The 23967-nt window shown below is 69.9% G+C and carries 27 protein-coding genes and 1 riboswitch; of the genes, 15 read left to right on the top strand and 12 right to left on the bottom strand.

Translation table 11 applies throughout. The features are described from left to right. Nucleotides 1-39 precede the first annotated feature (39 nt). Entirely contained in the window at nucleotides 40-2859 is a 2820-nt protein-coding gene (gene gcvP, locus ASE12_RS02955; RefSeq protein WP_056396744.1) for an aminomethyl-transferring glycine dehydrogenase, read from the top strand. Between the two features lie 49 nt (nucleotides 2860-2908). Here gcvP and ASE12_RS02950 read toward each other — a convergent pair whose 3' ends face one another. Continuing rightward, nucleotides 2909-3658, bottom strand: coding sequence for an alpha/beta fold hydrolase (locus ASE12_RS02950; RefSeq protein WP_056396740.1), 750 nt, complete (start codon nucleotides 3656-3658; stop codon nucleotides 2909-2911). Between the two features lie 83 nt (nucleotides 3659-3741). On the opposite strand from ASE12_RS02950, the gene ASE12_RS02945 reads away from it, so the two are divergent. After that, complete coding sequence (locus ASE12_RS02945) at nucleotides 3742-4323, top strand: maleylpyruvate isomerase family mycothiol-dependent enzyme (protein WP_056396737.1); 582 nt, start codon at nucleotides 3742-3744, stop codon at nucleotides 4321-4323. Between the two features lie 22 nt (nucleotides 4324-4345). On the opposite strand, the gene ASE12_RS02940 is transcribed toward ASE12_RS02945, so the two are convergent. Next, nucleotides 4346-4759, bottom strand: coding sequence for a hypothetical protein (locus ASE12_RS02940; RefSeq protein ID WP_056396730.1), 414 nt, complete (start codon nucleotides 4757-4759; stop codon nucleotides 4346-4348). A gap of 229 nt (nucleotides 4760-4988) precedes the next feature. Here ASE12_RS02940 and ASE12_RS02935 point away from each other — a divergent pair, with 229 nt between their 5' ends. From ASE12_RS02935 to ASE12_RS02920, 4 genes are all read left to right on the top strand, one after another. Further along, nucleotides 4989-5648: an alpha/beta hydrolase gene (locus ASE12_RS02935; protein ID WP_082582041.1), complete on the top strand. Its 660-nt coding sequence runs from the start codon at nucleotides 4989-4991 to the stop codon at nucleotides 5646-5648. Then, nucleotides 5645-6010, top strand: a complete 366-nt coding sequence (locus ASE12_RS02930; protein ID WP_056396728.1) for a hypothetical protein — start codon at nucleotides 5645-5647, stop codon at nucleotides 6008-6010. Before ASE12_RS02935 ends, ASE12_RS02930 begins: the two co-directional genes overlap by 4 nt. After that, nucleotides 6003-6392 carry a hypothetical protein gene (locus ASE12_RS02925; RefSeq protein WP_056396725.1) on the top strand — a complete coding sequence of 130 codons (390 nt, stop codon included), beginning with the start codon at nucleotides 6003-6005 and terminating at the stop codon, nucleotides 6390-6392. Before ASE12_RS02930 ends, ASE12_RS02925 begins: the two co-directional genes overlap by 8 nt. 86 nt (nucleotides 6393-6478) lie before the next feature. After that, the gene (locus tag ASE12_RS02920; RefSeq protein ID WP_056396723.1) at nucleotides 6479-6934 is read left to right on the top strand and encodes a hypothetical protein; all 456 of its coding nucleotides are present in this window, start codon (nucleotides 6479-6481) and stop codon (nucleotides 6932-6934) included. 22 nt (nucleotides 6935-6956) lie between these two features. On the opposite strand, the gene ASE12_RS02915 is transcribed toward ASE12_RS02920, so the two are convergent. Further along, nucleotides 6957-7415, bottom strand: coding sequence for a 6,7-dimethyl-8-ribityllumazine synthase (locus tag ASE12_RS02915; RefSeq protein WP_056396720.1), 459 nt, complete (start codon nucleotides 7413-7415; stop codon nucleotides 6957-6959). 60 nt (nucleotides 7416-7475) lie between these two features. After that, nucleotides 7476-7626: riboswitch (FMN riboswitch) on the bottom strand. Nucleotides 7627-7942: 316 nt separating this feature from the next. Between ASE12_RS02915 and ASE12_RS02910 the strand changes: the two genes are divergently transcribed. After that, nucleotides 7943-9115: an RtcB family protein gene (locus tag ASE12_RS02910; RefSeq protein ID WP_056396717.1), complete on the top strand. Its 1173-nt coding sequence runs from the start codon at nucleotides 7943-7945 to the stop codon at nucleotides 9113-9115. A gap of 92 nt (nucleotides 9116-9207) precedes the next feature. Here the strand turns inward: ASE12_RS02910 and cobA are convergent, their stop codons facing one another. From cobA to ASE12_RS02890, 4 genes are read right to left on the bottom strand one after another with little or no spacing between them, the layout of a single operon-like run. Next, nucleotides 9208-10416, bottom strand: coding sequence for a uroporphyrinogen-III C-methyltransferase (cobA, locus tag ASE12_RS02905; protein WP_056396714.1), 1209 nt, complete (start codon nucleotides 10414-10416; stop codon nucleotides 9208-9210). Next, complete coding sequence (locus ASE12_RS02900) at nucleotides 10413-11723, bottom strand: sulfate adenylyltransferase subunit 1 (protein WP_056396711.1); 1311 nt, start codon at nucleotides 11721-11723, stop codon at nucleotides 10413-10415. Before ASE12_RS02900 ends, cobA begins: the two co-directional genes overlap by 4 nt. After that, entirely contained in the window at nucleotides 11723-12634 is a 912-nt protein-coding gene (cysD, locus tag ASE12_RS02895; protein WP_056396707.1) for a sulfate adenylyltransferase subunit CysD, read from the bottom strand. Before cysD ends, ASE12_RS02900 begins: the two co-directional genes overlap by 1 nt. Before the next feature lie 31 nt (nucleotides 12635-12665). Next, nucleotides 12666-13370 carry a phosphoadenylyl-sulfate reductase gene (locus tag ASE12_RS02890; protein WP_056404488.1) on the bottom strand — a complete coding sequence of 235 codons (705 nt, stop codon included), beginning with the start codon at nucleotides 13368-13370 and terminating at the stop codon, nucleotides 12666-12668. A 300-nt stretch (nucleotides 13371-13670) separates the two neighbouring features. On the opposite strand from ASE12_RS02890, the gene ASE12_RS20310 reads away from it, so the two are divergent. Together ASE12_RS20310 and ASE12_RS02885 are read left to right on the top strand one after the other, a co-directional pair. After that, on the top strand, nucleotides 13671-13814 hold the full coding sequence (locus ASE12_RS20310) for a GPGG-motif small membrane protein (RefSeq protein WP_200935476.1): 144 nt from the start codon (nucleotides 13671-13673) through the stop codon (nucleotides 13812-13814). Between the two features lie 72 nt (nucleotides 13815-13886). Next, nucleotides 13887-14510 carry an L-threonylcarbamoyladenylate synthase gene (locus ASE12_RS02885; protein ID WP_056396703.1) on the top strand — a complete coding sequence of 208 codons (624 nt, stop codon included), beginning with the start codon at nucleotides 13887-13889 and terminating at the stop codon, nucleotides 14508-14510. Nucleotides 14511-14513: 3 nt separating this feature from the next. Here the strand turns inward: ASE12_RS02885 and ASE12_RS02880 are convergent, their stop codons facing one another. Both ASE12_RS02880 and ASE12_RS02875 read right to left on the bottom strand, forming a co-directional pair. Further along, nucleotides 14514-15749 (bottom strand): HAMP domain-containing sensor histidine kinase, encoded by a 1236-nt coding sequence (locus ASE12_RS02880; RefSeq protein WP_235508831.1) that lies wholly within the window; start codon nucleotides 15747-15749, stop codon nucleotides 14514-14516. Further along, nucleotides 15746-16402 (bottom strand): response regulator transcription factor, encoded by a 657-nt coding sequence (locus ASE12_RS02875; RefSeq protein ID WP_056396700.1) that lies wholly within the window; start codon nucleotides 16400-16402, stop codon nucleotides 15746-15748. Before ASE12_RS02875 ends, ASE12_RS02880 begins: the two co-directional genes overlap by 4 nt. A 173-nt stretch (nucleotides 16403-16575) precedes the next feature. Between ASE12_RS02875 and ASE12_RS20480 the strand changes: the two genes are divergently transcribed. The 6 genes from ASE12_RS20480 (at nucleotide 16576) to ASE12_RS02845 (ending at nucleotide 21231) form a co-directional block, all read left to right on the top strand. Then, on the top strand, nucleotides 16576-17103 hold the full coding sequence (locus ASE12_RS20480; protein WP_056396697.1) for a hypothetical protein: 528 nt from the start codon (nucleotides 16576-16578) through the stop codon (nucleotides 17101-17103). Nucleotides 17104-17195: 92 nt separating this feature from the next. After that, nucleotides 17196-18227: an efflux RND transporter periplasmic adaptor subunit gene (locus ASE12_RS02865; RefSeq protein ID WP_235508830.1), complete on the top strand. Its 1032-nt coding sequence runs from the start codon at nucleotides 17196-17198 to the stop codon at nucleotides 18225-18227. After that, entirely contained in the window at nucleotides 18224-18910 is a 687-nt protein-coding gene (locus tag ASE12_RS02860) for an ABC transporter ATP-binding protein (protein ID WP_056396695.1), read from the top strand. The genes ASE12_RS02865 and ASE12_RS02860 overlap by 4 nt, the downstream gene beginning before the upstream one ends. After that, the gene (locus tag ASE12_RS02855; RefSeq protein WP_056396691.1) at nucleotides 18907-20112 is read left to right on the top strand and encodes an ABC transporter permease; all 1206 of its coding nucleotides are present in this window, start codon (nucleotides 18907-18909) and stop codon (nucleotides 20110-20112) included. Before ASE12_RS02860 ends, ASE12_RS02855 begins: the two co-directional genes overlap by 4 nt. Before the next feature lie 28 nt (nucleotides 20113-20140). Further along, nucleotides 20141-20824, top strand: a complete 684-nt coding sequence (locus ASE12_RS02850) for an alpha/beta fold hydrolase (RefSeq protein ID WP_056396689.1) — start codon at nucleotides 20141-20143, stop codon at nucleotides 20822-20824. A 20-nt stretch (nucleotides 20825-20844) separates the two neighbouring features. Further along, nucleotides 20845-21231, top strand: a complete 387-nt coding sequence (locus ASE12_RS02845) for a VOC family protein (protein ID WP_056396686.1) — start codon at nucleotides 20845-20847, stop codon at nucleotides 21229-21231. Here ASE12_RS02845 and ASE12_RS02840 read toward each other — a convergent pair. From ASE12_RS02840 to ASE12_RS02830, 3 genes are read right to left on the bottom strand one after another with little or no spacing between them, the layout of a single operon-like run. Next, entirely contained in the window at nucleotides 21203-22399 is a 1197-nt protein-coding gene (locus ASE12_RS02840; RefSeq protein ID WP_157412789.1) for an MFS transporter, read from the bottom strand. The genes ASE12_RS02845 and ASE12_RS02840 overlap by 29 nt on opposite strands. A gap of 28 nt (nucleotides 22400-22427) precedes the next feature. Continuing rightward, the gene (locus ASE12_RS02835; protein ID WP_056396680.1) at nucleotides 22428-22973 is read right to left on the bottom strand and encodes an N-acetyltransferase; all 546 of its coding nucleotides are present in this window, start codon (nucleotides 22971-22973) and stop codon (nucleotides 22428-22430) included. Between the two features lie 43 nt (nucleotides 22974-23016). Then, a complete protein-coding gene (locus ASE12_RS02830) occupies nucleotides 23017-23952 on the bottom strand; it encodes a DNA-3-methyladenine glycosylase (RefSeq protein ID WP_056396677.1) in 936 nt (311 codons plus the stop codon). Between the last annotated feature and the right edge of the window lie 15 nt (nucleotides 23953-23967).

Here is a 23967-nt window from a genome sequence, read left to right as displayed (position 1 = left end):
GAGGCGTAGTTCGACGCCTCTACCTTCGGGAGCTCCCTCGTGCCATCCGCATTCGCCAGTCGCCACATCGGTCCGACCCCGTCCGACCAGGACGCCATGGTCCGCCGCGTCGGCTACGACTCGCTCGACGCCCTGATGGCCGCTGCCGTCCCGTCCGGCATCCGCAGCGCCACCGCGCTCAACCTGCCCGCCGCACAGACCGAGTCGGAGGCGCTTGCGACGCTGCGTGGGCTCGCCGACCGCAACAACCCCGGTGTCGCGATGATCGGCCTGGGCTATCACCCGACCGTCACCCCGCCGGTGATCCGGCGCAACGTGCTCGAGGACCCGTCCTGGTACACGGCCTACACGCCATACCAGCCGGAGATCTCGCAGGGCCGGCTCGAGGCCCTGATCAACTTCCAGACCGTGATCGCCGACCTGACCGGTCTCACGACGGCCAACTCGTCGCTCCTCGACGAGGGCACCGCGGTCGCCGAGGCCATGACCCTGATCCGACGGGCCACCAAGGGCAAGGACGCGCTGCCGATCATCATCGACTCCGGGCTGCTCCCTCAGACGCTCGCCGTGACCCACACGCGCGCCGAGGCCCTGGGGATCGAGCTCGTCGAGGCCGACCTGGCTGCCGGTGTGCCCGATGTCGAGGCGGCCGGCACGATCATCGCCTACCCGCGCACCGATGGGCAGATCGTGGACCCGCGTCCGGCCATCGAGGCTGCGCACGCCTCGGGCGGCCTGGCCGTCGTCGTGGCGGACCCGCTGGCGCTCGTGCTGTTGGCCTCCCCGGGTTCGATGGGCGCGGACGTCGTCGTCGGCTCGAGCCAGCGGTTCGGCGTGCCGATGTTCTACGGCGGCCCGCACGCGGGCTTCATGGCCGTGCGCGAGGGACTCGAGCGACACCTGCCCGGCCGCCTGGTGGGTGTCTCGGTCGACAGCGCGGGCCGTCCGGCGTACCGGCTGGCCCTGCAGACTCGCGAGCAGCACATCCGCCGCGAGAAGGCCACGTCCAACATCTGCACCGCGCAGGTGCTGCTGGCCGTCGCCGCCTCGATGTACGCCGTCTATCACGGTCCCGACGGCCTCCGCGAGATCGCGCGTGAGGTCAACGGTTCGGCACGCCTGCTGGCTGCCGGCCTGCGCGCCGGTGGCATCGACGTGGCCGACGGCGGGTTCTTCGACACCGTCGTGGCGCAGGTTCCCGGCGAGGCGGCCGGCATCGTCGCCAAGGCGCGTGAGGCCGGCGTCCACCTGAGGCTGGTCGACGCCGATCACGTCGGCATCACGACCAACGAGACGACGACCAGCGCACACCTCGACGCGGTGTGGAACGCCTTCGGCGTGGCCGGCGTCGACGAGGCTCCGGACTCGCTCCCGGCCGACCTGCTGCGCACGGACGAGATCCTGACGCACCCGGTGTTCCACGAGCACCACAGCGAGACCCAGATGCTGCGCTACCTGCGCAAGCTCAGCGATCGCGACTACGCGCTCGACCGCGGCATGATCCCGCTGGGCTCGTGCACCATGAAGCTCAACGCGACGGCCGAGATGGAGCCCATCAGCTGGCCCGGCTTCGCCGACCTGCACCCGTTCGTGCCGGCCGAGGACGCCGCCGGGATGATCGAGCTCGTCGAGACGCTCGAGTCGTGGCTCGCCGAGGTCACCGGCTACGCCGCAGTGTCGATCCAGCCCAACGCCGGGTCGCAGGGCGAGTTCGCCGGCCTGCTGGCCATTCGGGCGTACCACCTGAGCCGTGGCGACGACCACCGCAACGTGTGCCTGATCCCGGCGTCCGCGCACGGCACCAACGCCGCCTCGGCCGTCATGGCCGGCATGCGGGTCGTGATCGTGAAGTCCACCGACCAGGGCGAGGTCGACCTCGCCGACCTGCGCGCGCAGTGCGAGGCGCACGCGGACGACCTCGCGGCGATCATGGTGACCTACCCGTCGACGCACGGCGTCTACGAGCACGGCATCACCGAGCTCTGCGACATCGTGCACAGTCACGGTGGTCAGGTGTACGTCGACGGCGCCAACCTCAACGCGCTGCTGGGGCATGCCGCACCCGGTCAGTTCGGCGGCGACGTCTCGCACCTCAACCTGCACAAGACGTTCTGCATCCCGCACGGCGGCGGAGGACCCGGAGTGGGTCCCGTCGCGGTCGCCGAGCACCTCGTCCCGTTCCTGCCGACGCACCCGCTGCACCCGGTGGAGAGCAAGCGCGAGGGCGTCGGAGCGATCAGCGCGGCCCCCTACGGCTCCGCCGGCATCCTGCCGATCCCGTACGCGTACATCGCGATGATGGGTGCTGACGGACTGACCGACGCCACGTCGGTCGCGGTGCTGTCGGCCAACTACATCGCCAAGCGCCTCGAGAGCGCGTTCCCGGTGCTCTACACGGGCGACAACGGCCTGGTGGCGCACGAGTGCATCCTCGACGTCAGGCCGCTCACGAAGGCGTCAGGGCTCAGCATCGACGACGTCGCGAAGCGGCTCATCGACTACGGCTTCCACGCCCCGACGATGAGCTTCCCGGTGCCCGGCACGTTGATGGTCGAGCCCACGGAGTCCGAGGACCTTGCCGAGCTCGACCGCTTCTGCGACGCGATGCTGGCGATCCGCGCCGAGATCGACGCGGTCGCGGCGGGGGAGTACGCCGACGGTGACAACCCGCTGGTGCACGCCCCGCACACGATGCGAGAGCTGCTCGACTGGAAGCACGCGTACTCGATCGAGACCGGTGCCTTCCCGGCCGGCTCCGTCGACGACAAGTACTGGCCGCCGGTGGGCCGGATCGACCAGGCGTACGGCGACCGCAACCTCGCCTGCTCCTGCCCCCCGATCGAAGCCTTCGCCGAGTGAACCTTGAGCTTGTCGACGAGGTCCTTTCGACAAGCTCAAGGAACGGGGGCTACTTCTCGACCTCGCGCCACCAGGCTGCGATGCGGTCGACCACCGGGGCGGGGGTCTTGACCCACATGACGTGGTGGGTCGTGCCGCCCTCGGGCACGGCGTCCTTGAGGTAGACCCAGCGGGTGGAGTGGTCGGGATCGAGGAACGTCTCGACGAAGATCTTGTTGGAGCGGGACACCGCATAGGTGTCGCCCTGCAGCTGCACGACCAGCGACGGGGTCGTGATGCGGTGGGGCACCGCGAAGGGCGGCTTGCCGGACCGGACGAACCGGGCCCACTCACGCATCAACGTACGGGCGCCAGGTGCCCCGAAGAACGGCTTGGGCACGAATCCGCGGAGCCGTGCCACGACCGGCACGCTGACACCGAGGAACAGCACCGGCAGCCCAGCCTTGGGGTACGACCGGAAGTGCGGCACCGAGGCGCCGACGGCCACGAAGCCGTCGCTCGGCTCGTGGTGCAGCTCGTGCCCTGCCGAGATCTGCGCGCCGAGGCTGTGTCCCAGCAGGATCACCGGGCGATCGGGTTGGTCGGCGCGTGCCTTGGCCACCTCGTCGGCGATGACGGCCATCTCGCTGGCGTAGCTCCAGTCATGCGTCCGCGACGCGATCGGCTCGCCACGTTCGAAGCCGCGAGTTGGCAGTGCCTTGGCCTCCCAGCCGCGTTGCTCGAACTCCTCGACGAGCGGCCGGTAGAAGCCGGACGGCACCGCCATCGCGGCGGAGATCAGGACCAGGGGTGCGGGCATGCGGCACATCATGACACGACCACTGTCAGCGTCGCCCGAGTCGGTGGGTTCGAGACGCCCGGTCGCGCCGATAGGTTTGTGCCATGAGCGATCCTCACGTCGACCTGCTCGAGAGGGTCCTGGTCACGACCCGGCGTACGGCCGAGGGGCTGACGCCGCAGGACCTGGACCGCCGGACGCCGTGCGAGGAGTTCGACGTACGGCGACTGCTCGAGCACGTCATCGGCTGGCAGCAGGTCACCGCGGCGTGTGCGGCCGACCGCGAGCCACCGTTGCTCGACGGGTCGCCGACCTACCGGGCGTCATCCGAGCCCGAGCGCGACCTGCGCGAGGCATCGGAGCGTCTGGTCACCAACCTGCGGGCGCGCACCGACGAGACGATCACGATGCCCTACCGCGGGCTGACCCCGATGCGGGTCATGCTCGACGAGCTCATCGCCGAGGCCGTGATCCACACGTGGGACCTGGCTGCCGCACGCGGGCTCGAGATCGCCTTCGACCCAGATGTCATGGATGTCGCCCATGACGGTCTGACCTTGCTGCTCGGCGAGTCGTTCGCCGAGATGGGTTTCCGGGCATCGGCAGCACCGCAGCACGGATCCTCGAACGACCTCCTCCGACTGCTCGTGCGCAGCGGACGGGTGCCCGCCGATTGGACGGCGTGACTTGTCTCTCCGGCGGCACGCCCTAGCAGTAGGTCGGGCAGATGTCGCCGTCCGAGTCGTAGTAGGCGTTGACGATCTTGCGGAGCACCTTGATCGTCGCATCGAGCTGGGCGATCCCCTTGGACCAGTGCTTCGCTCGGTAGTGGCCGAGGAAGGCGTCCAGGGACTGGAGCAGCAGCGTGTGCGCCGACCCGGTGAAGCAGCCTGCGACGTTGGTGTAGGTGTCGCTCACGCGAGGCACGTAGCGCTTCCAGCTCGAGGTGCTTCGGTGGGCGTTCAGGTAGGTACGGGAGCTCTGCAACGAGCTGGCCGCGCTGTCCACGGCACCGATGTTGCACTGGAGCCCTCCTGACGCCGTGGCGGCGGTTGGCGTGAGCGTGACGAGTCCGAGGGAGATGAGGAGCGCCGCGAGTGCGGCGGAGATCTGGAGACGCATGAAGAACCTTCCCGAGCAGATGTGAGTAGCGAGCATACACAGTCGTGACGGATTGTCTCATCGGCCCGTTCGAGCCATCGGTTGGCAGCACGCGGCCTCGGCCCGCGTGGCGAGCGCGAGCCCTTTCGCGGAGTGGTCGCCGACCTGGCCGGCTTCGCCGCCGACTGGTGAGTGTGAGGTGTCTCGCTCCGCTGTGCGGGCTCTTCGACCGCGTGACAGCATCGAAGGCATGCCAGACCCACGACTCGACCGCTACACGACGCCCGCATCACCAAGGGCGATCGTGCTGCTGCTGCACGGCGGACAGCAGCGCAACGTGGAGCCGGTCGAGAACAAGCACGCGAGCTGGTGGCGGATGGCACTCATGGCGCGTTCACTGCGGCGATTCGCGCGCCGCAACGAGATCGCCCTGAGCCTGCTGCAGTATCGCGTGCGCGGCTGGAACTCCGAGACCGATCCCGCTCCGGTCCGCGACGCTCGTTGGGCGCTCGAGCAGCTGACCGCGGAGCAGCCGGGCGTGCCCGTCGTGCTGGTCGGCCACTCGATGGGCGGTCGTACGGCCTGCCGCGCCGCGGGCGACCCGGCCGTGGTCGGCGTCGTCGGACTGGCGCCGTGGCTGCCGCCGGGGGAGCCCAACGGCGCGATCGCGGGTCGCTACCTGCGGGTCCTGCACGGCTCGGCTGACCGGTGGACCTCGCCGGCGGCCAGCAAGGCGTACGTGGAGCGGAGCCGGGGGCTCGCGACGAGCGCCACGTGGCAGTCGCTGGCGGGCGCCGGACACTTCATGGCCCGCCACCTGTCGGCCTGGCGACGCTTCGTGGAAGACTCGGTCACGGAGATCCTGACCGCCACCTCGCACGAGGAGGCCCCGAACGAAGGCATTGCGTGACCGACCTCGTGGCGTACGTCGTCGCCCTGGCTGCTGCCCTCGTCGGGGCGTTCGCCGGCTGGCACACGCTGAAGCAGCGGCCGTTCAGCAATCCGTTGTTCTACGCCGTGGCGGCGCTCGAGGTCATGCTCATCGCGCTGCTGGTCGGCGGCTCGATCGCGCTCGGCTCGACCGACCGTGACGTCGACGGCGTGTTGTTCGTGTCCTACCTCGTGACGATCGTGGTGATCCCGCCGGCCGCAGTGCTCTGGGGCATCGCCGAGAAGTCGCGTTGGGGCACCGGCGTGGTCGTGGTGGCGATGCTGACGGTTGCCGTCCTGTGCGTACGCCTGCTCGGCATCTGGAAGAACGCGTATGTCTGACACGTCCCACGGCTTCGGGCGGGTCCTCGTGGCGATCTACGCGGTGTTCGCCCTCGCCGCGTCCGCACGCTCGATCGTGCAGCTCGCCACCAAGGCCGACGAGGCCCCGTTCGCGTACTCGATGTCGGCGTTCGCCGGCCTGGTCTACATCGCGGCGACGATCGCGCTGGCCCGCAGCCTGCGGGGTCTTGCCCTGGTGACGATCAGCATCGAGCTCGTCGGGGTCCTCGTGACCGGCGTGCTGTCGCTGGCCGACGACTCGCTGTTCCCGGACCAGACGGTGTGGTCGGGATTCGGCGAGGGTTATGGCTTCGTGCCGCTCGTGCTGCCCCTCGTGGGACTGTGGTGGCTGCGGCGGACGGCCTCGTCAGGACAGAGCTAAGGCCCTACGCACTCATACCGCGTAGGGCCAGATCCATTCAATCCCGATGGCCACTCCAGCCTCGGTAGCGACACGGAGAAGTCTGGATGAATTCCGAGTACGTCCTGGTCTCGCGGTGGCGGGTCGACCGCGGCCGCGAGTCGCTCTGGGACGTCCTGGAGGCGCTGTTGGACACCCCGGACCCGTTGCCGTGGTGGCCATCGGTCCAGGTCATGGCGTACGACGGTGACAATCTCGACGTACGGGCCTCGAGCGGCCTCGGCTACTCCGTGACGTTCAGGCTCGCCAACCTGCAGGCTCACCGGCCGGACCGGTTGAGCTTCACCTCCGAGGGCGACCTGCGGGGGCGCGGCGTCGTCACGTTCGTGGAGCTCACGCCGGGGACCTCCGCCATGGACATCGACTGGCGCGTGGCGACCGATCGGCGGTGGATGCGGTGGACGTCGTGGCTCCTGCGGCCGGTCTTCGTCGTGGGGCACAACATCGTGATGCGTCAGGGCGAGAAGCACCTCAACGCGTGGCTGGCGGCCCAGGACGGCTGACCGTCACCGGGCCGCCGGCTCGTCAGCCCGCGACCAGCTCGCGGCGGGCGGCCAGCGTCGCCAGGCACGCCTGCGCGACCTCACGACCCTTGCCCACGAAGTGCTCGGCGAAGAAGCGATGATGCTCCTCGGTCTCGTGGAATGCGTGCGGCGTCAGCACGAGTGAGAACACCGGGACCTCGGTGCTGAGCTGCACGGACATCAGCCCGTCGAGCACGGCGGCCGCCACGAACTCGTGCCGGTAGATCCCGCCGTCGACGACGAGGGCGCACCCGACGATCGCATCGTGCTGTCCGGCCTGCGCGAGCGTCTTGACGTGCAGCGGGATCTCGAGCGCCCCCGGTACGTCGTACACGTCGACCTGGCCGGCGGCCGCGATCTCGTCGACGAACCCGTCATACGCCCGGTCGACGATCGCCGCGTGCCAGCGGGCACGGACGAACGCGATGCGCGGGGCTGCTGTGTGTGAACGGTCATTCATGAGTGATTCCTTCTGTCATGACGACCCAAGGCTGTGCGCCGAACCCGTACGGGCGTTCAGCGCCGCTCTCTTCCATCCGGACTGTGACCGTCGGCTCCGGAGTCTGACCGGATCTGCTGACCCACCGTCAGCTTCGACGATGGCGCTCGCGGGCTCGGGCGTTGCCGCCCCTACCGCCGGTGGGGAGTTCCACCCCGCCCTGAGAACGTGCTGTTGTGTGTGCCTGAACGATAGCGAATCGGGCTCGCCGGCGACGTCATGCGGTAGTGTCCTTCCTCGCACCGTCCCGCATCTCGCGGGCGACGACCGAAGGAAGGCGGGCCCCATGACGTACTCATGGCTCCACAGCTCCTCCTTCGGCATGCCCGGAACCTCGTCGCGGCGCGACGAGAGCCGCCATGCGGACGATGCCCCGTACCCCGGAACACCCCTGGCCTAGCCAGCTGCTCCGGAACCACGAGCCTCGACCGCATCCGCGGCCGGGGCTCATTTTTGTTGTATCCATCCACCCACAGGAAGAGAAGATCATGGAGAAGATCTCCCAGCGGCTGTTCAGCTGGGCATCCATCCTGGACGCGAAGGCTCGCGACCAGGCACAGGCGGCGAGCACGATGCCGTTCATCCACCCGCACCTCGCGCTGATGCCGGACGCGCACCTCGGCAAGGGAGCGACCGTCGGCTCGGTCATCCCGACCCTCGGAGCGATCATCCCGGCAGCCGTCGGCGTCGACATCGGTTGCGGCATGATCGCGGTCAAGACCGCGTACGCCGCCGACGACCTGCCGACCGATCGGCGCGCGCTGCGTGAGGCGATCGAGCGGGCGATCCCGCTGTCGGCGGGCAACGCGAACCAGGCCATCACGCGGGAGCACACCCGGGTACGGCTCGCTGAGCTGCGCGCTGACGCCGAGAAGGCGGGCTTCGACCCGGCTGACCGGGCGGCACGGTGGGAGAAGCAGCTGGGCACGCTCGGCTCGGGCAACCACTTCATCGAGGTCAGCCTCGACGAGGACGACCAGGTGTGGCTGTTCCTGCACTCGGGCTCGCGCGGCGTCGGCAACATGATCGCGCAGCGGCACATCAAGATCGCGCAGGACCTGTGCCAGAAGTGGTGGATCGATCTTCCCGATCGTGACCTCGCCTACCTCGTGGAGGGGACGGACGAGTTCTGGGCGTACATCCGCGAGCTGCGGTGGGCGCAGAGGTACGCGCTGCTCAACCGTGAGGAGATGATGGACCGGGTCGTCACGTGCTTCGCCGACTGGGTCGGTGTGGACGAGGTGGAGCGGGTCGAGGAGATCAACTGCCACCACAACTACACGACGCAGGAGAAGCACTTCGGCAAGGATGTGTGGCTGTCGCGCAAGGGTGCGATCGATGCGTCCCTCGGCACACCGGGACTCATCCCGGGGTCGATGGGCACGCGGTCGTACGTCGTGGTGGGCAAGGGCAACGCGCTCGCGCTCAACTCCTCGCCGCACGGCGCGGGCCGGGAGTACAGCCGCTCCCGGGCTCGGAAGACGTTCACCCAGGAGGACCTGCGGGTCGCCATGGGTGACATCGAGTACCGCGACACCGAGGCGTTCATCGACGAGATCCCGGCTGCGTACAAGGACATCGACGTGGTGATGGAGGACGCCAAGGACCTCGTCGAGGTGCGGCACACGCTGCGGCAGATCGTCAACGTCAAGGGCGACTGACAACCCCGCGATTTGTGACGAACGAGGCGTTTCCCACGACGGGACACGCCTCCAACGTCACAGATCGCGGGGGTCTGGCCGGGGGCTGGGTGTCAGGTGCCGGGCCAGGCGGGGGAGAGGGTCACGACGTCGCCGAGGATCGTGATGGCCGGCGGCTCGGCGCCGACGGCGGTGGCACGCTCGGCGATCGTCGACAGCGTGCCGACCGTCACCCGCTGGCCGTCGCTGTAGCCGCTCTCGACGAGCGCGGCCGGTGTCTCCGGGTCGTGACCTGCGGCGATGAGCTCGTCGGCGGTCTCGGCGAGCCGCTTGACGCCCATCAGCATGACGATGGTGTGGGCCCGATTGCGGGGGAGGTCGGCCAGCGACTCGTGGCCGGTGACGACGGTGAAGCCGCGCGAGACACCGCGATGCGTGACCGGTATGCCGGCCGCGGCCGCAACGGCGATCGCGCTGGTGACTCCCGGCACGACCTCCACCGGGATGCCGGCGTCGCGACACGCGATGAGCTCCTCACCGCCGCGGCCGAAGACGTACGGGTCGCCGCCCTTGAGCCGGACGACGATCTTGCCCTGCTTGGCGCGGTCGACCAGGATCGCGTTGATCTCGTCCTGGGGGATCGGGTGGTGATCCGGCTTCTTGCCGACGTCGATGACCTCGACGTCGGGCGACAGCTCCGCGAGCACACCGTGCGGGGCGAGGCGGTCGATCACGACGACGTCGGCCTCCGCCAGCAGCCGTCGGCCACGAGTCGTCAGCAAGCCGGCGTCACCGGGCCCGCCGCCGACGAGCGCGACGAAGCCGTCGGGGTGATGCGTGCGGTGCCGCAGCGGGAGATCACCCGACTGCAAGGCGGCAGCCACGCCGTCACGCAGCGCGGCAGCGCGTCCGGCGTCGCCGCCTCCGCTGACCGCGACCGTGACGTCGTCGACGCGGGCGACAGCGGGCGACCAGGCGGTCGCGTGGTCGGGGTCGCCGCCCTTGAGGCACCAGAGCTGGAGCGCCTCGGCGTCGTCGGCGACCTGCCCGTCGACAGCCGGGTCGGCGGTCGCCGTCTGCACGAGCCAGGCGCCGTCGAGGTCGCCGCTCTCGTACGTCCGGGCGACCCACTCGACCTCGCCCCGGTCGATCGACGAGGCGAGCGAGTCCGAGACGACCGGCGCGATCACGACGACGCGGGCGCCCGCGTCGAGCAGCGAGAGCGTACGGCGGGTGGCGACGTGCCCGCCACCGACGACGACGACCTTGCGGCCGGCCACACGAAGGGTGAGCGGAAAGCTTCCGTTCGAGCCCGAGGTCATACGAGAACTGTAGTCTCGCCGATCGCGTCCACGGCCGCCTTGGTGTCGAGCAGCGCATCGCCGACCATGCCGGCAGCCAGCGTGCCGCCGTCCTGCGCGTCGATCAGCAGGAACGCGCCGGTGCCGCGGGCGTGGATGTACTCCTCGGCCGGGATCGGCGCGGCCAGACGCAGCGTCACGTGGCCGATGTCGTTGAGGCCCAGCGACTCGGCGGGGAGCAGCTGCGCGTTGTCGAGATCGAGCTTGCCGCCGATGCCCTTGACCATGGCCTGGACGGTCTTGGTGCCGTGCTTGAGCAGCACCTTGGTGCCCGGCACCAGGGCGCCCTCCGCGAGCCAGGCGATCGTGCCGTCGATGTCCTGCGTGACGGGCGGGACGCTGCGGGACGTCACCAGCAGGTCGCCGCGCGAGATGTCGATGTCGTCCGCGAGCCGCAGCGTCACGGACTGGGGGGCGAACGCCTCGGTGAGCTCCTTGCCGGCGAAGTCGATGCCGGTGACGGTGCTCGTACGACCGCTCGGCTGCACCGTGACCGCGTCACCGACGCGGACGAGGCCTGAGGCGATCTGGCCGGCGTAGCCGCGGTAGTCGCGGAACTCGTCGCCGGCGGCCGACTGGGGCCGGATCACGAGCTGGACGGGGAACCGCAGCGGCTCGGACTGCGGCGAGCCGACGGGGGAGAGCTGCTCGAGGTACGACAGCAAGCTGGGCCCGTCGTACCACGGCGTACGGTCGGAGCGGTCCACGACGTTGTCGCCGTCGAGGGCGGAGACCGGGATCGTGGCGACGTCGTAGAGGCCGAGGCTGCGAGCCGACTCGAGGACCTCGTCGGAGACCCGGTTGTAGGTCGCCTCGTCGAACTCGACGAGGTCGATCTTGTTGACCACGACGATCACGTGCGGGACGCGCAGCAGCGACGCGACGGCGAGGTGGCGGCGGGTCTGCTCCTGGATGCCGTGGCGTACGTCCACCAGCAGCACGACCACGTCCGCGGTGCTCGCGCCCGTGACGGTGTTGCGGGTGTACTGCACGTGCCCGGGGCAGTCGGCCAGGATGAACGAGCGCTCGGCGGTCGCGAAGTAGCGGTAGGCCACGTCGATCGTGATGCCCTGCTCGCGCTCCGAGCGCAGCCCGTCGGTCAGCAGGGCCAGGTCGGCGGAGGCGAGGCCGCGGTCACGGCTGACCCGCTCGACCGCGTCGAACTGGTCGGCGAGCACGGACTTCGAGTCGTACAGGAGGCGCCCGACGAGGGTGGACTTGCCGTCGTCGACCGAGCCAGCGGTCGCCAGGCGGAGCAGCGTCCTCATCAGAAGTAGCCTTCCTTCTTGCGGTCTTCCATGGCTGCCTCGGAGGCGCGGTCGTCCGCCCGGGTCGCACCCCGCTCGGTGAGTCGCGTGGCGGCGACCTCGACGATCACGTCGTCCACGGTCACTGCGTCGCTCTCGACGGCTCCGGTGCAGGACATGTCACCGACCGTGCGGTAGCGCACCTGGCGCTTCTCGACGGTCTCGCCCTCGCGCGGCTGTGACACGTCGCTGACGCTGATCAGCATGCCGTCGCGCTCGAACACCTCGCGCTGGTGGGCGTAGTAGAGCTCGGGGAGCTGGATGTCCTCGGCGCCGATGTACTGCCAGACGTCGAGCTCGGTCCAGTTGCTGAGCGGGAACACGCGTACGTGCTCGCCGGGACGGTGCTTGCCGTTGTAGAGGTTCCACAGCTCGGGCCGCTGGTTGCGCGGGTCCCACTGGCCGAACTCGTCGCGCAGCGAGAACACCCGCTCCTTGGCGCGGGCCTTCTCCTCGTCACGCCGGCCGCCGCCGAACACCGCGTCGAACTTGTGCTGCGTGATGCCGTCGAGGAGCGGCTGGGTCTGCAGCTGGTTGCGGGTGCCGTCGCTGCGCTCGCGCAGCCGGCCGTCGTCGATGTAGTCCTGCACGCTGGCGACCTCGAGCCGCAGGCCAAGGCGCTCGACGGTGGCGTCGCGGAACGCGAGCACCTCGGGGAAGTTGTGGCCGGTGTCGACGTGCATGACCGGGAACGGCACAGGCGCAGGCCAGAACGCCTTGACCGCGAGGTGCAGCATCACGACCGAGTCCTTGCCGCCGGAGAACAGCAGCACGGGGCGCTCGAACTCGGCAGCGACCTCACGGATGATGTGGATCGCCTCGGACTCCAGCCACTCGAGCTGGGTGAGACGGCGTTCGTCGGTCAGGGTCATCGGTGCCTTTGCGTGAGTCTGGTGCAGGGGATCAGGCGTGCAGGCCGCACTCGGTCTTGTCGAGCCCCGCCCAGCGGCCGGCCCGCGGGTCCTCGCCGGGCGCGACCCGGCGGGTGCAGGTCGCGCACCCGATCGAGGGGTAGCCGTCGTTGACCAGCGGGTTGACGATGACGTCGTTGTCGTCGGCGTACGCCAGCAGGTCGTCGAACGACCATGCGGCCAGGGGGTTCACCTTGACCAGGCCGTTCTTGTCGTCCCAGGTGACGAACGGGGTGTTGGCGCGCGTCGGCGACTCGTCGCGGCGCACACCGGTGATCCACACCTCGTAGCCCTGCAACGTGTCGTGCAGCGGCTCGACCTTGCGCATCTGGCAGCACAGGGCGGGATCGCGCTCGTAGAGCTTCTCGCCGAACTCGGCATCCTGCTCGGCGACGCGGCGGCGCGGCTTGACGTCGACGATCGTCAGCTGCATGGACGACTCGACGGCGTCGCGCGTGCCGATCGTCTCGGCGAAGTGGTAGCCGGTCTCGAGGAACAGTGTGTCGACCCACGGGAGGTGGCTGGCCACGACGTGGGGGAGGACGGCATCGGCCATCGAGCACGCGACGGCCGTGCGGTAGCCGAACTCCTCGGCGACCCAGGCCAGGATCTCGGCGGTGTCGGACTCGGCGAACCGTGCCTGGGCGGCCTCGGCGACGGCCTTGAGCTCGTCGTTGCTGCGCCTCGGCGCGAGCATCGACTCGCGCGACGACAGGTGAGCCGTACGCTCCTCGTCGTGGGCGATCTGCTGCTGGCGCCGCTCGGCAAGGGTGAGCACCGTGGGGGCCATGCTGCTCACCTCTTCCGGTCGTCGAACGGTCATCGTCCGCGCTCCAGAATAGGTCGCCCCTGTGTGCCGTCCCAGCACGTGGCGAACTGTCCGCATGACGGAACGCAAACACGTGATCCAGGTCACATCACGCGTGATTGAGCAGACCGGGACTGGGGTAGTGCTTTCTGCGGTGGCCACCGTCACCACTGAAGAGAGGGAAAACCCATGGCGTTCATCTTGTGGATCATTGCGGCGATCATCGCGATCTACGGAGTCCTGCGTCTCGTCCGCGGAGACATTCTGATCGGCATCGTCCTGCTGGTCGTCGCGTGCCTCGTCGGGCCAGGGGGATACAGCATCTTCAAATAGCTGAGGCGAAGGGCCGCGCACCTCGTGCGCGGCCCTTCGTCATGTCCGGCCAGTGGGGTTAGCCTCACTTCTATGCCCCGCTTCATCGACATCCACCCCGACAACCCCCAGCAGCGATCGGTCGACCAGGCGGCGGCCGTGATCCAGGACGGTGGGCTCATCGCCTATCCGACCGACTCCGGCTATGCGCTCGGCGCCCAGCTCGGCAACAAGGACGCCCTCGACCGCATCCGCACGATCCGACAGCTCGACGACAAGCACCACTTCACGCTGGTGTGCAAGGACTTCGCCCAGCTCGGCCAGTTCGTCCACGTCGACAATGCGATCTTCCGTGCGGTCAAGGCGGCCACGCCCGGGCCCTACACGTTCATCCTGCCGGCGACCCGCGAGGTGCCCCGGCGGCTGCTCCACGAGAAGAAGAAGACCGTCGGCGTACGCATCCCTGACAGCAAGATCGTCACGGCGCTGCTGACCGCCCTCGGGGAGCCGATGCTCTCCACGACGCTGATCCTGCCGGGCAGCGCGGAGCCCATGACGACGGCGTGGGAGATCGCCGATGCACTCGACGGGCAGGTCGACGCGGTCATCGAGTCGGGCGCCGACGTCATCGCCGAGCCGACGACGGTCGTCGACTTCTCCGACGGGTTTGCCGAGGTCGTACGCGTCGGCGCCGGCGATCCCGCTCCGTTCGAGTAGCCGTCAGGCGTCGGTCGCGGCCGGCAGGGTGACCCTGACGACCAGCCCGCCGCCTTGCCGCGGCTCGGCGACCACGTCGCCCTGATGCGCGGCGGCCACCGACCGTACGATCGAGAGCCCGAGTCCGGCACCCTTGGCCGTCGCGAGCCGGTCGTTGTCGAGCCGGCGGAACGGTTCGAACAGCATCGGGATGTCGTACGGAGGCACGTCGGGTCCGGTGTTGCTGACCTCGAGGTGCACCGTGGCGTCGTTGCCCATGCGGGTCGTCACCCTGACCCACCCGTCAGCCGCGACGTTGTGCCGGATGCCGTTCTCGACGAGGTTCTGGACGAGGCGCTCGAGCAGCAGGGCATCGCCACTGACGACGGTCTCGTCGAGGTCCTCGGTGACCACCACCCCGGTCGCGTCCGCCTCGCGAGCGGTGTCGGCGACGACGTGCTCCACGACATCGGCGAGGTCGACGGGCGCCTGCTGGATGACCTCGTTCTCACTGCTGGCCAGCAGCAGGAGACCCGTGATGAGCCGCTCGTGCCTGCCGTTGATCTCCAGCAGGTCGTCACCGAGCTGAACGAGGTCCGGGGATGCGGACTTGCGGTGCATCGCGACCTCGACCATCGCGCGACTGAGCGTGAGCGGCGTACGGAGCTCGTGCGAGGCGTTGGCGACGAACCGGCGCTGCCCTGCGAACGACCGGTCGAGGCGTTCGACCATCGTGTCGAACGTGTCGGCCAGGTCCTTGACCTCGTCATCCGGCCCGCGCAGGGCGATCCGCTCGTGCAGGCCGCGCTCGGCCACCGGTGCGGCGGCGATACGTCGGGCGGTCTCGGTGACCTGGCGCAAGGGCGCAAGCGTGCGCCCGGCGATGAGCCAGCCGAACCCGACGGCCACGCCGCCGACGATCGCCAAGGCGATGCCGCCCTGGGTGATCAGCGAGGTCGTCGCCGCGTTCTCGATCCGGCTGCGTTCGCTCACGAGGAACTTCTCGGCGTCGCCACCCGTCAACGTGTCGCCGTTGGCCGTCACGGTGGTGCCCTTGCCGATCGTCGGCGGGGACTCGCCGGGGCCGAGTGAGGCGAACCTGACGCTCCCGCCGCTGCTGATCTGCTGGTGGAACAACGCGTACGTCGAGCCGAGCAGGACGATCCCGGCGGCGAAGAACAGGCCGCCGTAGATGAGCGTCAACCGGGCGCGGAGCGTGATGCGCTGGGGGAGCAGTCGGCGTACGTGCATGACCGTCATGAGATCCGGTACCCCACTCCCGTGATCGTGTCGACGAGTGAGGGCTCGCCGAGCTTGCGCCGGAGCTTGTGGATCGTGAGCCTGACTGCGCCGGTGAACGGATCGGCGTTCTCGTCCCATGCCTTCTCCAGGAGCTGCTCGGCGGAGACCGTGCCACCGTCGGCCCGCAGGAGCTCGGTGAGCACCGCGAACTCCTTCTTGGACAACGGGACGTAGCGGTCACCCCGGAACACCTCGCGACGCGAGGGGTCGAGCGTCACCTCGCCGCGGCGCAGCACCGGGGGAGCCGCGGGTCGTGAGCGGCGGCCGAGCGCGAGCACGCGGGCTGCCAGCTCCTGGAACGCGAACGGCTTGGTCAGGTAGTCGTCGGCGCCGATGCCGAGCCCCATCACCCGGTCGGTGATCTCGGCGGCCGCGGTGAGCATCAGCACGCGCGTCGGAGCGGGCGACGCGACGATCTGCCGGCAGACCTCGTCGCCGTGGATGACGGGGATGTCGCGATCGAGGACCAGGACGTCGTAGTCGTTGACGGTCAGCCGTTCGAGCGCCGCCGACCCGTCGTGCGCGATGTCGACGGCATGGGACTCGTCCCGCAACCACTCGGCGATCGCGTCGGCGAGCCTCGGCTCGTCCTCCACCACCAGTACGCGCATACCTGCTCCTTCGTCGGCTCCCGCCATCGTCCGGGAGCCCGCGTTTCCTCGACGTTAGCGACGGGGGAGCGCCGCACGACGCCGTTCGCGCGGAAACACAGAGGAAACTCAGGCCCGCGTTCGATGGGTTCGACAACGGTCGGATCCACCGGCCGGACGGCACGGAGGAACCCATGAAGCGAACACACACCTTGCTGGCGGCGTTGTTGCTCGGCCTGACCCTGATCCTCGCCGGGTGCGGCTCAGGCAGCGGGTCCGACGACGACGGCGTGGCCAGCGCGACCGGCAAGGACTCGAGCGACTCCAAGGACTCGAAGGACACGTCGAAGGAGGACCGCGACGCACAGGGCCTCAAGTTCGCGAAGTGCATGCGTGAGCACGGGGTCAAGATGGAGGACCCGAAGGGTGGCCGCATCACGATCAAGGGTGGCCCGGGCCAGGAGAGCACGATGAAGAAGGCTCAGGAGGCGTGCCAGAAGTTCCTCCCGCAGATCTCCGAGTCGGACCGCAAGAAGATGACCGAGCACGCCCTGAAGTTCTCGCAATGCATGCGCGAGCACGGGGTCGAGAAGTTCCCGGACCCCAAGGGCGGCGCGATGCGGATGGACGAGGGCATTGCCGAGGACCCGGACTTCGAGAAGGCGCAGGAGGCCTGCCAGAAGTACATGGGCGGGCCGTCGATGAAGGACGAGAAGAAGTGAGGCTCGCGATCCGGCGTCCGGCGAGATCGAGGCGTGATGAGCGACCACGACGACGCGGCCGGACACGTACGGTTGCCATCGCCGGAGCCGCGGTGGTCGTGCTCGGCGGGGTTGCCGCGACGGTCGTGGGGCTCGGCGGAGGTGACGGCAACAAGGCCAGCGCCGACACGGCGTTGCCGCCGAACACCACCACGGTGAAGCGGGAGACCCTGCTCGACACCAGCACGACCGCCGGTGAGCTCGGCTACGGGACGGCGACGACGGCCAGCAGCCGACTGTCCGGCACGGTCACGGACCTGCCGTCGGTGGGTGACACGGTCAAGCGCGGTGAGGCGCTGTACGAGGTCGACGACGTGCCGGTGACGCTGATGTACGGCTCGTTGCCGGCGTACCGCGAGCTCAAGGACGGGTTCGAGGGCGCCGACGTCGAGCAGCTCGAGAGAAACCTCGCGGCGCTGGGCTACGTGGGCTTCGACGTGGACGAGGACTTCACCTCCAACACCGCCGCCGCCGTCGAGCGCTGGCAGGAGGACCGTGGCCTCGAGGAGACCGGGGTCGTCGCCCTCGGCAGCGTGGTGTTCGCACCCGCCAAGGTCCGGATCGACGGCCTGACCGCGGAGGAGGGCTCGGCCACGGCGCCGGGCCAGGAGGTGCTGACGTTCACCGGGACGTCGAAGGCCGTGACGGTCGAGATCGACACCGAGGACCAGAGGCTCGCCAAGAAGGGCGGCAAGGTCACCGTCGAGCTGCCCAACGGCGAGACCCTCAAGGGGGTCATCTCGGACGTCACGACGGTCGTGAAGCCGTCGGACGATCCCAACGGGGAGGACGAGACCAAGGTCGAGGTCACGGTCGACATCCCGGGCAGGAAGGCGCAGAAGCTGTCTGCGCCGTTCGCCCTGGCGTCGGTCAACGTGACGTTCACGGTCGACCGGCGCAAGGACGTACTGACGGTCCCGGTCGCGGCGCTCCTCGCGCTGCAGGAGGGCGGGTTCGGTCTCGAGGTCGTCAAGGGCGGCACCTCGAGCTACGTCCCGGTCACCACCGGGCTGTTCGCGGACGGCAAGGTCGAGGTGTCCGGCGACGGCATCTCCCGCGGCACGGTCGTGGGGATGCCCAAGTGATCGCGCTCGAGGGGGTCACCAAGATCTATCCCGGCGGTGTCGCCGCACTGGCAGGTGTGTCGCTCCACATCCGGCGCGGAGAGCTGGCCGCGATCGTGGGACCGTCGGGATCCGGCAAGTCCACGATGCTGCACGTCGTCGGTACGCTCGACCGTCCGACGGCCGGGCGCGTACGGATCGACGGCCACGACGTCGCAGCGCTCAGCGACGCGAACCTGTCTGCTCTGAGGGCCGGACGCATCGGCTTCGTGTTCCAGCAGTTCCACCTCGCCGGGGGCACCTCGGCGGTGGACAACGTCGCTGACGGGCTGCTCTACACGGGGCTGCGCCAGTCGCAGCGCCGCAAGCGCGCCGCCGAGGCGCTGGAGCGCGTGGGCCTCGGCCATCGCCTTCATCACGAGCCGCACGAGCTCTCCGGCGGCGAGAAGCAACGAGTCGCGATCGCGCGAGCCGTAGCCGGTGAGCCGGCACTGGTGCTGGCGGACGAGCCGACCGGGGCGCTCGACTCGGTGTCCGGCGCGGGTGTCATGGACCTGCTGCGCGAGCTCAACGCGGAGGGGACGACGGTCGTCATCATCACCCACGACCACGCGATCGCCGACTCGCTCCCAAGACAGGTCCGGATGCTCGACGGCCGCATCGTCGAGGACTCGGCCCGTCCACGCACGGAGGTGGCGGTATGACCGCGACAGTCCTCACGCCCGCCCGGATGTGGCCACGGGACGTGCTCAAGGTCGGCGCGGTGGGGCTGCGTACGCGTCCGCTGCGGGCCTTCCTCTCGTCGCTGGGCATCGCGATCGGGATCGCCGCCATGGTCTCGGTCGTCGGCATCTCCTCGTCGTCCCAGGCCGAGCTCGATCGCAAGCTCGACGCGCTCGGCACCAACCTCTTGACGGTGACGCCGGGTCAGACGTTCGGCGGCGACGACGCCACCCTGCCCGACGAGTCCGAGTCGATGGTGGCGCGGATCGGCCCCATCGAGTCCGTGTCGGCCGTCGGTGAGCTGTCCGACCTGAACGTCTACCGGACCGACAAGATCGACGAGGCGGAGACCAGCGGCATCTCCGTGCTGGCCGCTCGCACGAGCCTGCGCTCCGCCATCGGCGTCGACGTGCGCAGCGGCACCTGGCTCAACGCCGCGACCAGCCGTTATCCCGCGACGGTGCTGGGCGCCAAGACGGCGGACCGCCTCGGGATCAGCCACGCGGGGCCGGACACCAAGGTCCTGATCGGTGGCGAGTGGTTCACGGTCGTCGGCATCCTCGAGCCGGCGCCGCTGGCACCCGAGCTCGACACCGCCGCACTCGTCGGCTGGTCGGTCGCGAAGGCGTTGCTCGGCTTCGACGGGCATCCCACGACGGTCTACACCCGCTCCGACCCCGACAAGGTCGAGCAGGTGCAGTCGGTGCTCGGCGCGACGGCCAACCCGGAGCAGCCCAACGAGGTCGAGGTCTCCCGGCCCTCTGACGCCCTCGCCGCGCAGAAGGCAGCCGGCGAGGCGTTCACCGGTCTGCTGCTCGGCCTGGGTGCCGTCGCACTGCTGGTCGGCGGCGTCGGCGTCGCCAACACGATGGTCATCTCGGTCCTCGAGCGCCGCGCTGAGATCGGCCTGCGCCGGTCGCTGGGCGCGACCCGCGGCCAGGTGCGTACGCAGTTCCTCGCCGAGTCGCTGTTGCTCTCGACGCTCGGCGGCTTGGGCGGCGCGGTGCTGGGTGCCGTGGTGACGGCGGGCTACGCGGCGTACCAGGACTGGCCGGTGGTGGTGCCGGCATGGGCCGTGGCGGGAGGCATCCTCGCGACGGTGGGGATCGGCAGCCTCGCCGGCCTCTACCCGGCGATCCGGGCGTCCCGGTTGTCCCCGACGGAGGCGTTGGCGACCCCATAGCGTCGGAGGCGGGGCATACGATCGGCACATGGCTGAGCCGACGTATGTCCTGGTCCCCGGCGCCGGAGGCCAGGCGGCCTACTGGGACCTCGTGCGCCGCGAGCTGAGCGAGCGTGGGCTGTCCAGCATCGCGGTCGACCTTCCCGGCGACGACCCCGCCAAGGGCCTGCCTGACTATGTCGACCTGATCGTGGCAGCGGCGGCAGGTCTCGACGACGTCGTGATCGTCGCCCAGTCGCTCGGCGGGTTCAGCGGCCCGTGGGCGGCCGCCCGGCTGCCGGCATCGCGGATCGTCCTGCTCAACGCCATGGTCCCGCTCCCGGGCGAGACCGCAGGCCAGTGGTGGGACGCCACCGGCTCGGCAGACGCCAGACGCGACAACGACATCCGTGAGGGTCGTGACCCCGACGCCAACTTCGACATCGAGACCTACTTCCTGCACGACGTACCGGCCGAGACGATCGCCGCGCTCGGTGACGAGGAGTACGGCGAGGCCGACGCGGTCTTCACCACACCGTGGGGGCTCGACGCCTGGCCCGACATCCCGACCACCGTGCTGGCCGGCCGCAGCGACCGGTTCTTCCCGTTCGCGTTCCAGCAGCGCGTGGCGCGCGAGCGACTGGGCATCGAGGTCACCGAGGTTCCGGGCGGTCACCTGGCCGCGCTGAGTCAACCCGCGGAAGTCGCCGAGGCGATCGTCTCGACGACCTGAGCACCGAAAGGACACACATCATGGTCAGTTACGGCACCCCGTTCAGCGGCTTCTCCGTCGCGGACATCCCGGCAGCCAAGGCGTTCTACAGCGACGTCGTCGGCCTCGACGTCGAGGAGTCCGATGGCATGCTCCATCTCGACCTGGGCGACGGTCACCGGGTCTTGGTCTATCCCAAGGGCGAGGCGCACTCGCCGGCGTCGTTCACGGTGCTCAACCTGCCGGTCGACGACGTCTCGGCCGCCGTGCGCGAGCTGGCGGGCCGACGCGTGACGTTCGAGCGCTACGACGGCATGCCGCAGGACGACGACGGCGTCATGAAGGGCAACGGCCCCGACATCGCGTGGTTCACCGATCCTTCGGGCAACGTCGTGTCGGTCATCGGCGCTGCTGGCCCGGGACGCTGACCGGCGTCCTGGCCCGGGACAGCACCACCAGCGGCAGGGTGATCGCGAGCATCAGCACCCCGCCGAGCATGAGCTGCTCGGGTGAGATCGCGTTGAGCGCCAACGTGCTGAGCAAGGGTGCGGCGAACCCGACGTACGTGAGGCTGTAGAACACGGCGTTGAGCGTGCCGAGGTCGTCAGGGTGGGCCAGGCTCTGGACCGCCGTCAGCCCGCCGACCAGGATCAGCCCGTACGCGGTGCCGAGCAGCATCGCCGCCGGCACCACGAGCCACGTGGCGTCCGACGACGCCAGCAGCAGCCCGACGAGCAGGCCCGCGGCGGCGGCAACGAGACCCGAGCCGATGATCAGGCGTGGATCGTGGAGCCGCTTGCCCACCGGCTGCACCGCAACCCCGGTCCACAGCGTGAGCCCGGTCAGCGCACCGGTGACGGCGACGGGGGCCACGCCGATGTCGACGAAGGTCGGGATCGTGGCGAAGCTCGTGGCGGCGGCGCCGAAGACCCACGGTGCCGTGAGGGTGATGCCGAGCACGAACGGACGCGAGCGCATCGCCTGCCAGACCTCCGACCTGCGGTGGGTCTCGTCCGCGGACCTGGGCACGAACGGCTCGGGAGCGTGCCAAGCGAGCACGATGACGCCGGCCATCAGCACGAGGTGAGGGACGTACGGCAGCACCGTCGGGCCGGGCAGCCACTGCCCGAGGAGGCCGGCGACGAGCGGTCCGGAGCCGAAGCCGGCCGACAGCGCGAGGGCGGCGCGCCGGGCTCCCGTGCCGGGCGGCCGGTCAGCCGACAGCTCCTTGACCCAGGCGCTGCCCGGCGCGAATGCCGCCCCCGACGCGATGCCCGCCACGAGACGGCCGAGGAGCAGCACCCCGAGGTGTCCTCCGCCGACCAGCAGGATGACCGTGCCGATGAACGACAGGACGAGCACGGGACGCATGACGCGGCGGCGACCGATCCGGTCGGAGATCGGCGCGACGATCAGGAGCGCCGGGACGAGCCCCAGCGCGTACGCCCCGAACAGCGCGGTCACGGCCTCGCTGGAGGCGCCGTCGTGCTCGCGATAGACCAGCAGCATCGCGGCGAACTGGTTGGCGCCCCAACCCACGGCAAACAGCGCCGCCGCCACCCGCAGCCACGCAGGGACACGGGACGTCAAGGGCACCGATCCACTCTAGGGCGGGCTCGGACGGTCAGGCCGTGCGGGCCGCGAGGTCGAGGCCGTAGAGCGCCTTGTCACCGTCGATCCCGGGGACGAGGACCTGCCACCCGCGGCCACCGTAGAGCCGTGCTGCTGCGCCGTCGTCAGGAGTGGTGGCGAGGAGAGCCTTCTGCTGCGGCAGTCCCTCGACGAGGTGGTCGTGCAGGAGGCCCGCAATGCCCTGACCTCGGTGCGCTGGGTCGACCACGATGTCGACGAGCTCGAAGTGGTCGCCGACCCAGGCCTCGACGATGTCGGCCGGGGCGGCACCGGAGAGCCAGTCGCTCCAGAACTGACCACGCTTGCCGGTGAACCCGTAGGCGTAGCCGGAGGCCGTGCCGTCCGTCGTCGCGAGCATGAGGCGGAAGCCCGCGCGCCGCGAGTGCCGGGGGATCGTCGAGCTGACGAAGTTGTCGGCGTCGAGCTGGCTCTCGGGGAGGCTCGGATCGCCGTAGGCGGCGAGGTAGATCGCGGAAAGGGCACTGCGGATCTCGGCGTCGATCTGCTTGCGCGTCACGGCCTGCACGGTCGTCGTCATGTCTGGATCAACCGGTTGCGACCTGCATTCATTCCGTGGCTCCTCAGATGTGTCGGTGGTCGACGCGTGGCATGCGCGGCCCGCGCCGCTCGCGTGTGGCGAACGGGCTCAGGCGGATGAGCTGCACGACCCGGAACCGGTGAGGGCGCCAGGGCTCGAGCACCTCGGCGAGCTCGGCGTCGTCGATCGTGTGGCCGAGCAGCGCGGAGCCGACGTCCTTGGCGACGTGGTAGTCGCCGAACGGCACGGCGTCGGCGTCGCCCAGAGCGCGGCTGCCCACTTCAGCAGCGGTCCACACGCCCACCCCCGGGATGCTGCGCAAGCCCCGGTAGACGGCGCCATGGTCGTCACGGTGCGTCGTGGCGAGCCGATCGACCTGCCGGCCCACCCGGGCGCACGCCTGGGCCGTGCGTGCGCGCTGGGGGTCGACGCCGGCACGGTGCCAGTCCCACGAGGGGATGGCAGCCCATTCCTCGGCGGTGGGGAAGACGCGCATGCCGGACGGTGCGGGACCGGGCGCCGGCTCGCCGAATCGCAGGTTGAGCCGGCGCCAGGCGGCGAACGCGTCGAGGCCGACGACCTTCTGCTCGATCACCGCGGCGATCAGCGCCTCGAGGACGCGGCCTGTGCGTGGCACGCGGAGCCCGGCATGGCGGCGGAACGCATCGGCCAGGACGGGGTGCTGGGGCCGGAATCCCGACGGGTCGTCCTCGGCACCGACCAGACCTCGCAGCCCGTCGAGCAGCTCCGCAGCACCGGGCCCCCAGGCCTCAGCGCGTACGAGCGAGGGCTCCGGCTGCTGCAGCACGTAGGTGACGGGTCCGGTCTCCATGCGGCTCGTGCGCCACAGACGTGCTCCGTCGCGCTGCGTCGTCGGGTCGCCCTTGCCCCGGCGGAGCAGGCCCAGGGTCTGTCGCACGTTGACGGCGGAGTCGAGCCGCAGCTCGCGGCTGAGGGAGACCTGGGACGCCGCGACCATGAGCCCAGTGTGCCT

The organism is Aeromicrobium sp. Root236 (assembly GCF_001428805.1).
Classification (GTDB): Bacteria; Actinomycetota; Actinomycetes; order Propionibacteriales; family Nocardioidaceae; genus Aeromicrobium.
The sequence above is the reverse complement of the archived record's forward strand: the minus strand, read 5'-3'. Positions and strand labels throughout refer to the sequence as shown.

Excerpts from the sequence above, each read along its gene's own strand:
- ASE12_RS02940 (WP_056396730.1), bottom strand. The coding sequence starts at position 4,759 with ATGCGTCTCCAGATCTCCGCCGCACTCGCGGCGCTCCTCATCTCCCTC.
- ASE12_RS02845 (WP_056396686.1), top strand. The coding sequence starts at position 20,845 with ATGGTCAGTTACGGCACCCCGTTCAGCGGCTTCTCCGTCGCGGACATC.
- ASE12_RS02920 (WP_056396723.1), top strand. The coding sequence starts at position 6,479 with ATGAATTCCGAGTACGTCCTGGTCTCGCGGTGGCGGGTCGACCGCGGC.
- ASE12_RS02830 (WP_056396677.1), bottom strand. The coding sequence starts at position 23,952 with ATGGTCGCGGCGTCCCAGGTCTCCCTCAGCCGCGAGCTGCGGCTCGAC.
- ASE12_RS02880 (WP_235508831.1), bottom strand. The coding sequence starts at position 15,749 with ATGACGGTCATGCACGTACGCCGACTGCTCCCCCAGCGCATCACGCTC.
- cobA (WP_056396714.1), bottom strand. The coding sequence starts at position 10,416 with ATGACCTCGGGCTCGAACGGAAGCTTTCCGCTCACCCTTCGTGTGGCC.
- ASE12_RS02925 (WP_056396725.1), top strand. The coding sequence starts at position 6,003 with ATGTCTGACACGTCCCACGGCTTCGGGCGGGTCCTCGTGGCGATCTAC.
- ASE12_RS02935 (WP_082582041.1), top strand. The coding sequence starts at position 4,989 with ATGCCAGACCCACGACTCGACCGCTACACGACGCCCGCATCACCAAGG.
- ASE12_RS02890 (WP_056404488.1), bottom strand. The coding sequence starts at position 13,370 with ATGCTCGCGCCGAGGCGCAGCAACGACGAGCTCAAGGCCGTCGCCGAG.
- ASE12_RS02885 (WP_056396703.1), top strand. The coding sequence starts at position 13,887 with ATGCCCCGCTTCATCGACATCCACCCCGACAACCCCCAGCAGCGATCG.
- ASE12_RS02850 (WP_056396689.1), top strand. The coding sequence starts at position 20,141 with ATGGCTGAGCCGACGTATGTCCTGGTCCCCGGCGCCGGAGGCCAGGCG.
- ASE12_RS20310 (WP_200935476.1), top strand. The coding sequence starts at position 13,671 with ATGGCGTTCATCTTGTGGATCATTGCGGCGATCATCGCGATCTACGGA.
- ASE12_RS02910 (WP_056396717.1), top strand. The coding sequence starts at position 7,943 with ATGGAGAAGATCTCCCAGCGGCTGTTCAGCTGGGCATCCATCCTGGAC.
- ASE12_RS02945 (WP_056396737.1), top strand. The coding sequence starts at position 3,742 with ATGAGCGATCCTCACGTCGACCTGCTCGAGAGGGTCCTGGTCACGACC.
- ASE12_RS20480 (WP_056396697.1), top strand. The coding sequence starts at position 16,576 with ATGAAGCGAACACACACCTTGCTGGCGGCGTTGTTGCTCGGCCTGACC.
- cysD (WP_056396707.1), bottom strand. The coding sequence starts at position 12,634 with ATGACCCTGACCGACGAACGCCGTCTCACCCAGCTCGAGTGGCTGGAG.
- ASE12_RS02835 (WP_056396680.1), bottom strand. The coding sequence starts at position 22,973 with ATGACGACGACCGTGCAGGCCGTGACGCGCAAGCAGATCGACGCCGAG.
- ASE12_RS02915 (WP_056396720.1), bottom strand. The coding sequence starts at position 7,415 with ATGAATGACCGTTCACACACAGCAGCCCCGCGCATCGCGTTCGTCCGT.
- ASE12_RS02855 (WP_056396691.1), top strand. The coding sequence starts at position 18,907 with ATGACCGCGACAGTCCTCACGCCCGCCCGGATGTGGCCACGGGACGTG.
- ASE12_RS02950 (WP_056396740.1), bottom strand. The coding sequence starts at position 3,658 with ATGCCCGCACCCCTGGTCCTGATCTCCGCCGCGATGGCGGTGCCGTCC.
- ASE12_RS02900 (WP_056396711.1), bottom strand. The coding sequence starts at position 11,723 with ATGAGGACGCTGCTCCGCCTGGCGACCGCTGGCTCGGTCGACGACGGC.
- ASE12_RS02875 (WP_056396700.1), bottom strand. The coding sequence starts at position 16,402 with ATGCGCGTACTGGTGGTGGAGGACGAGCCGAGGCTCGCCGACGCGATC.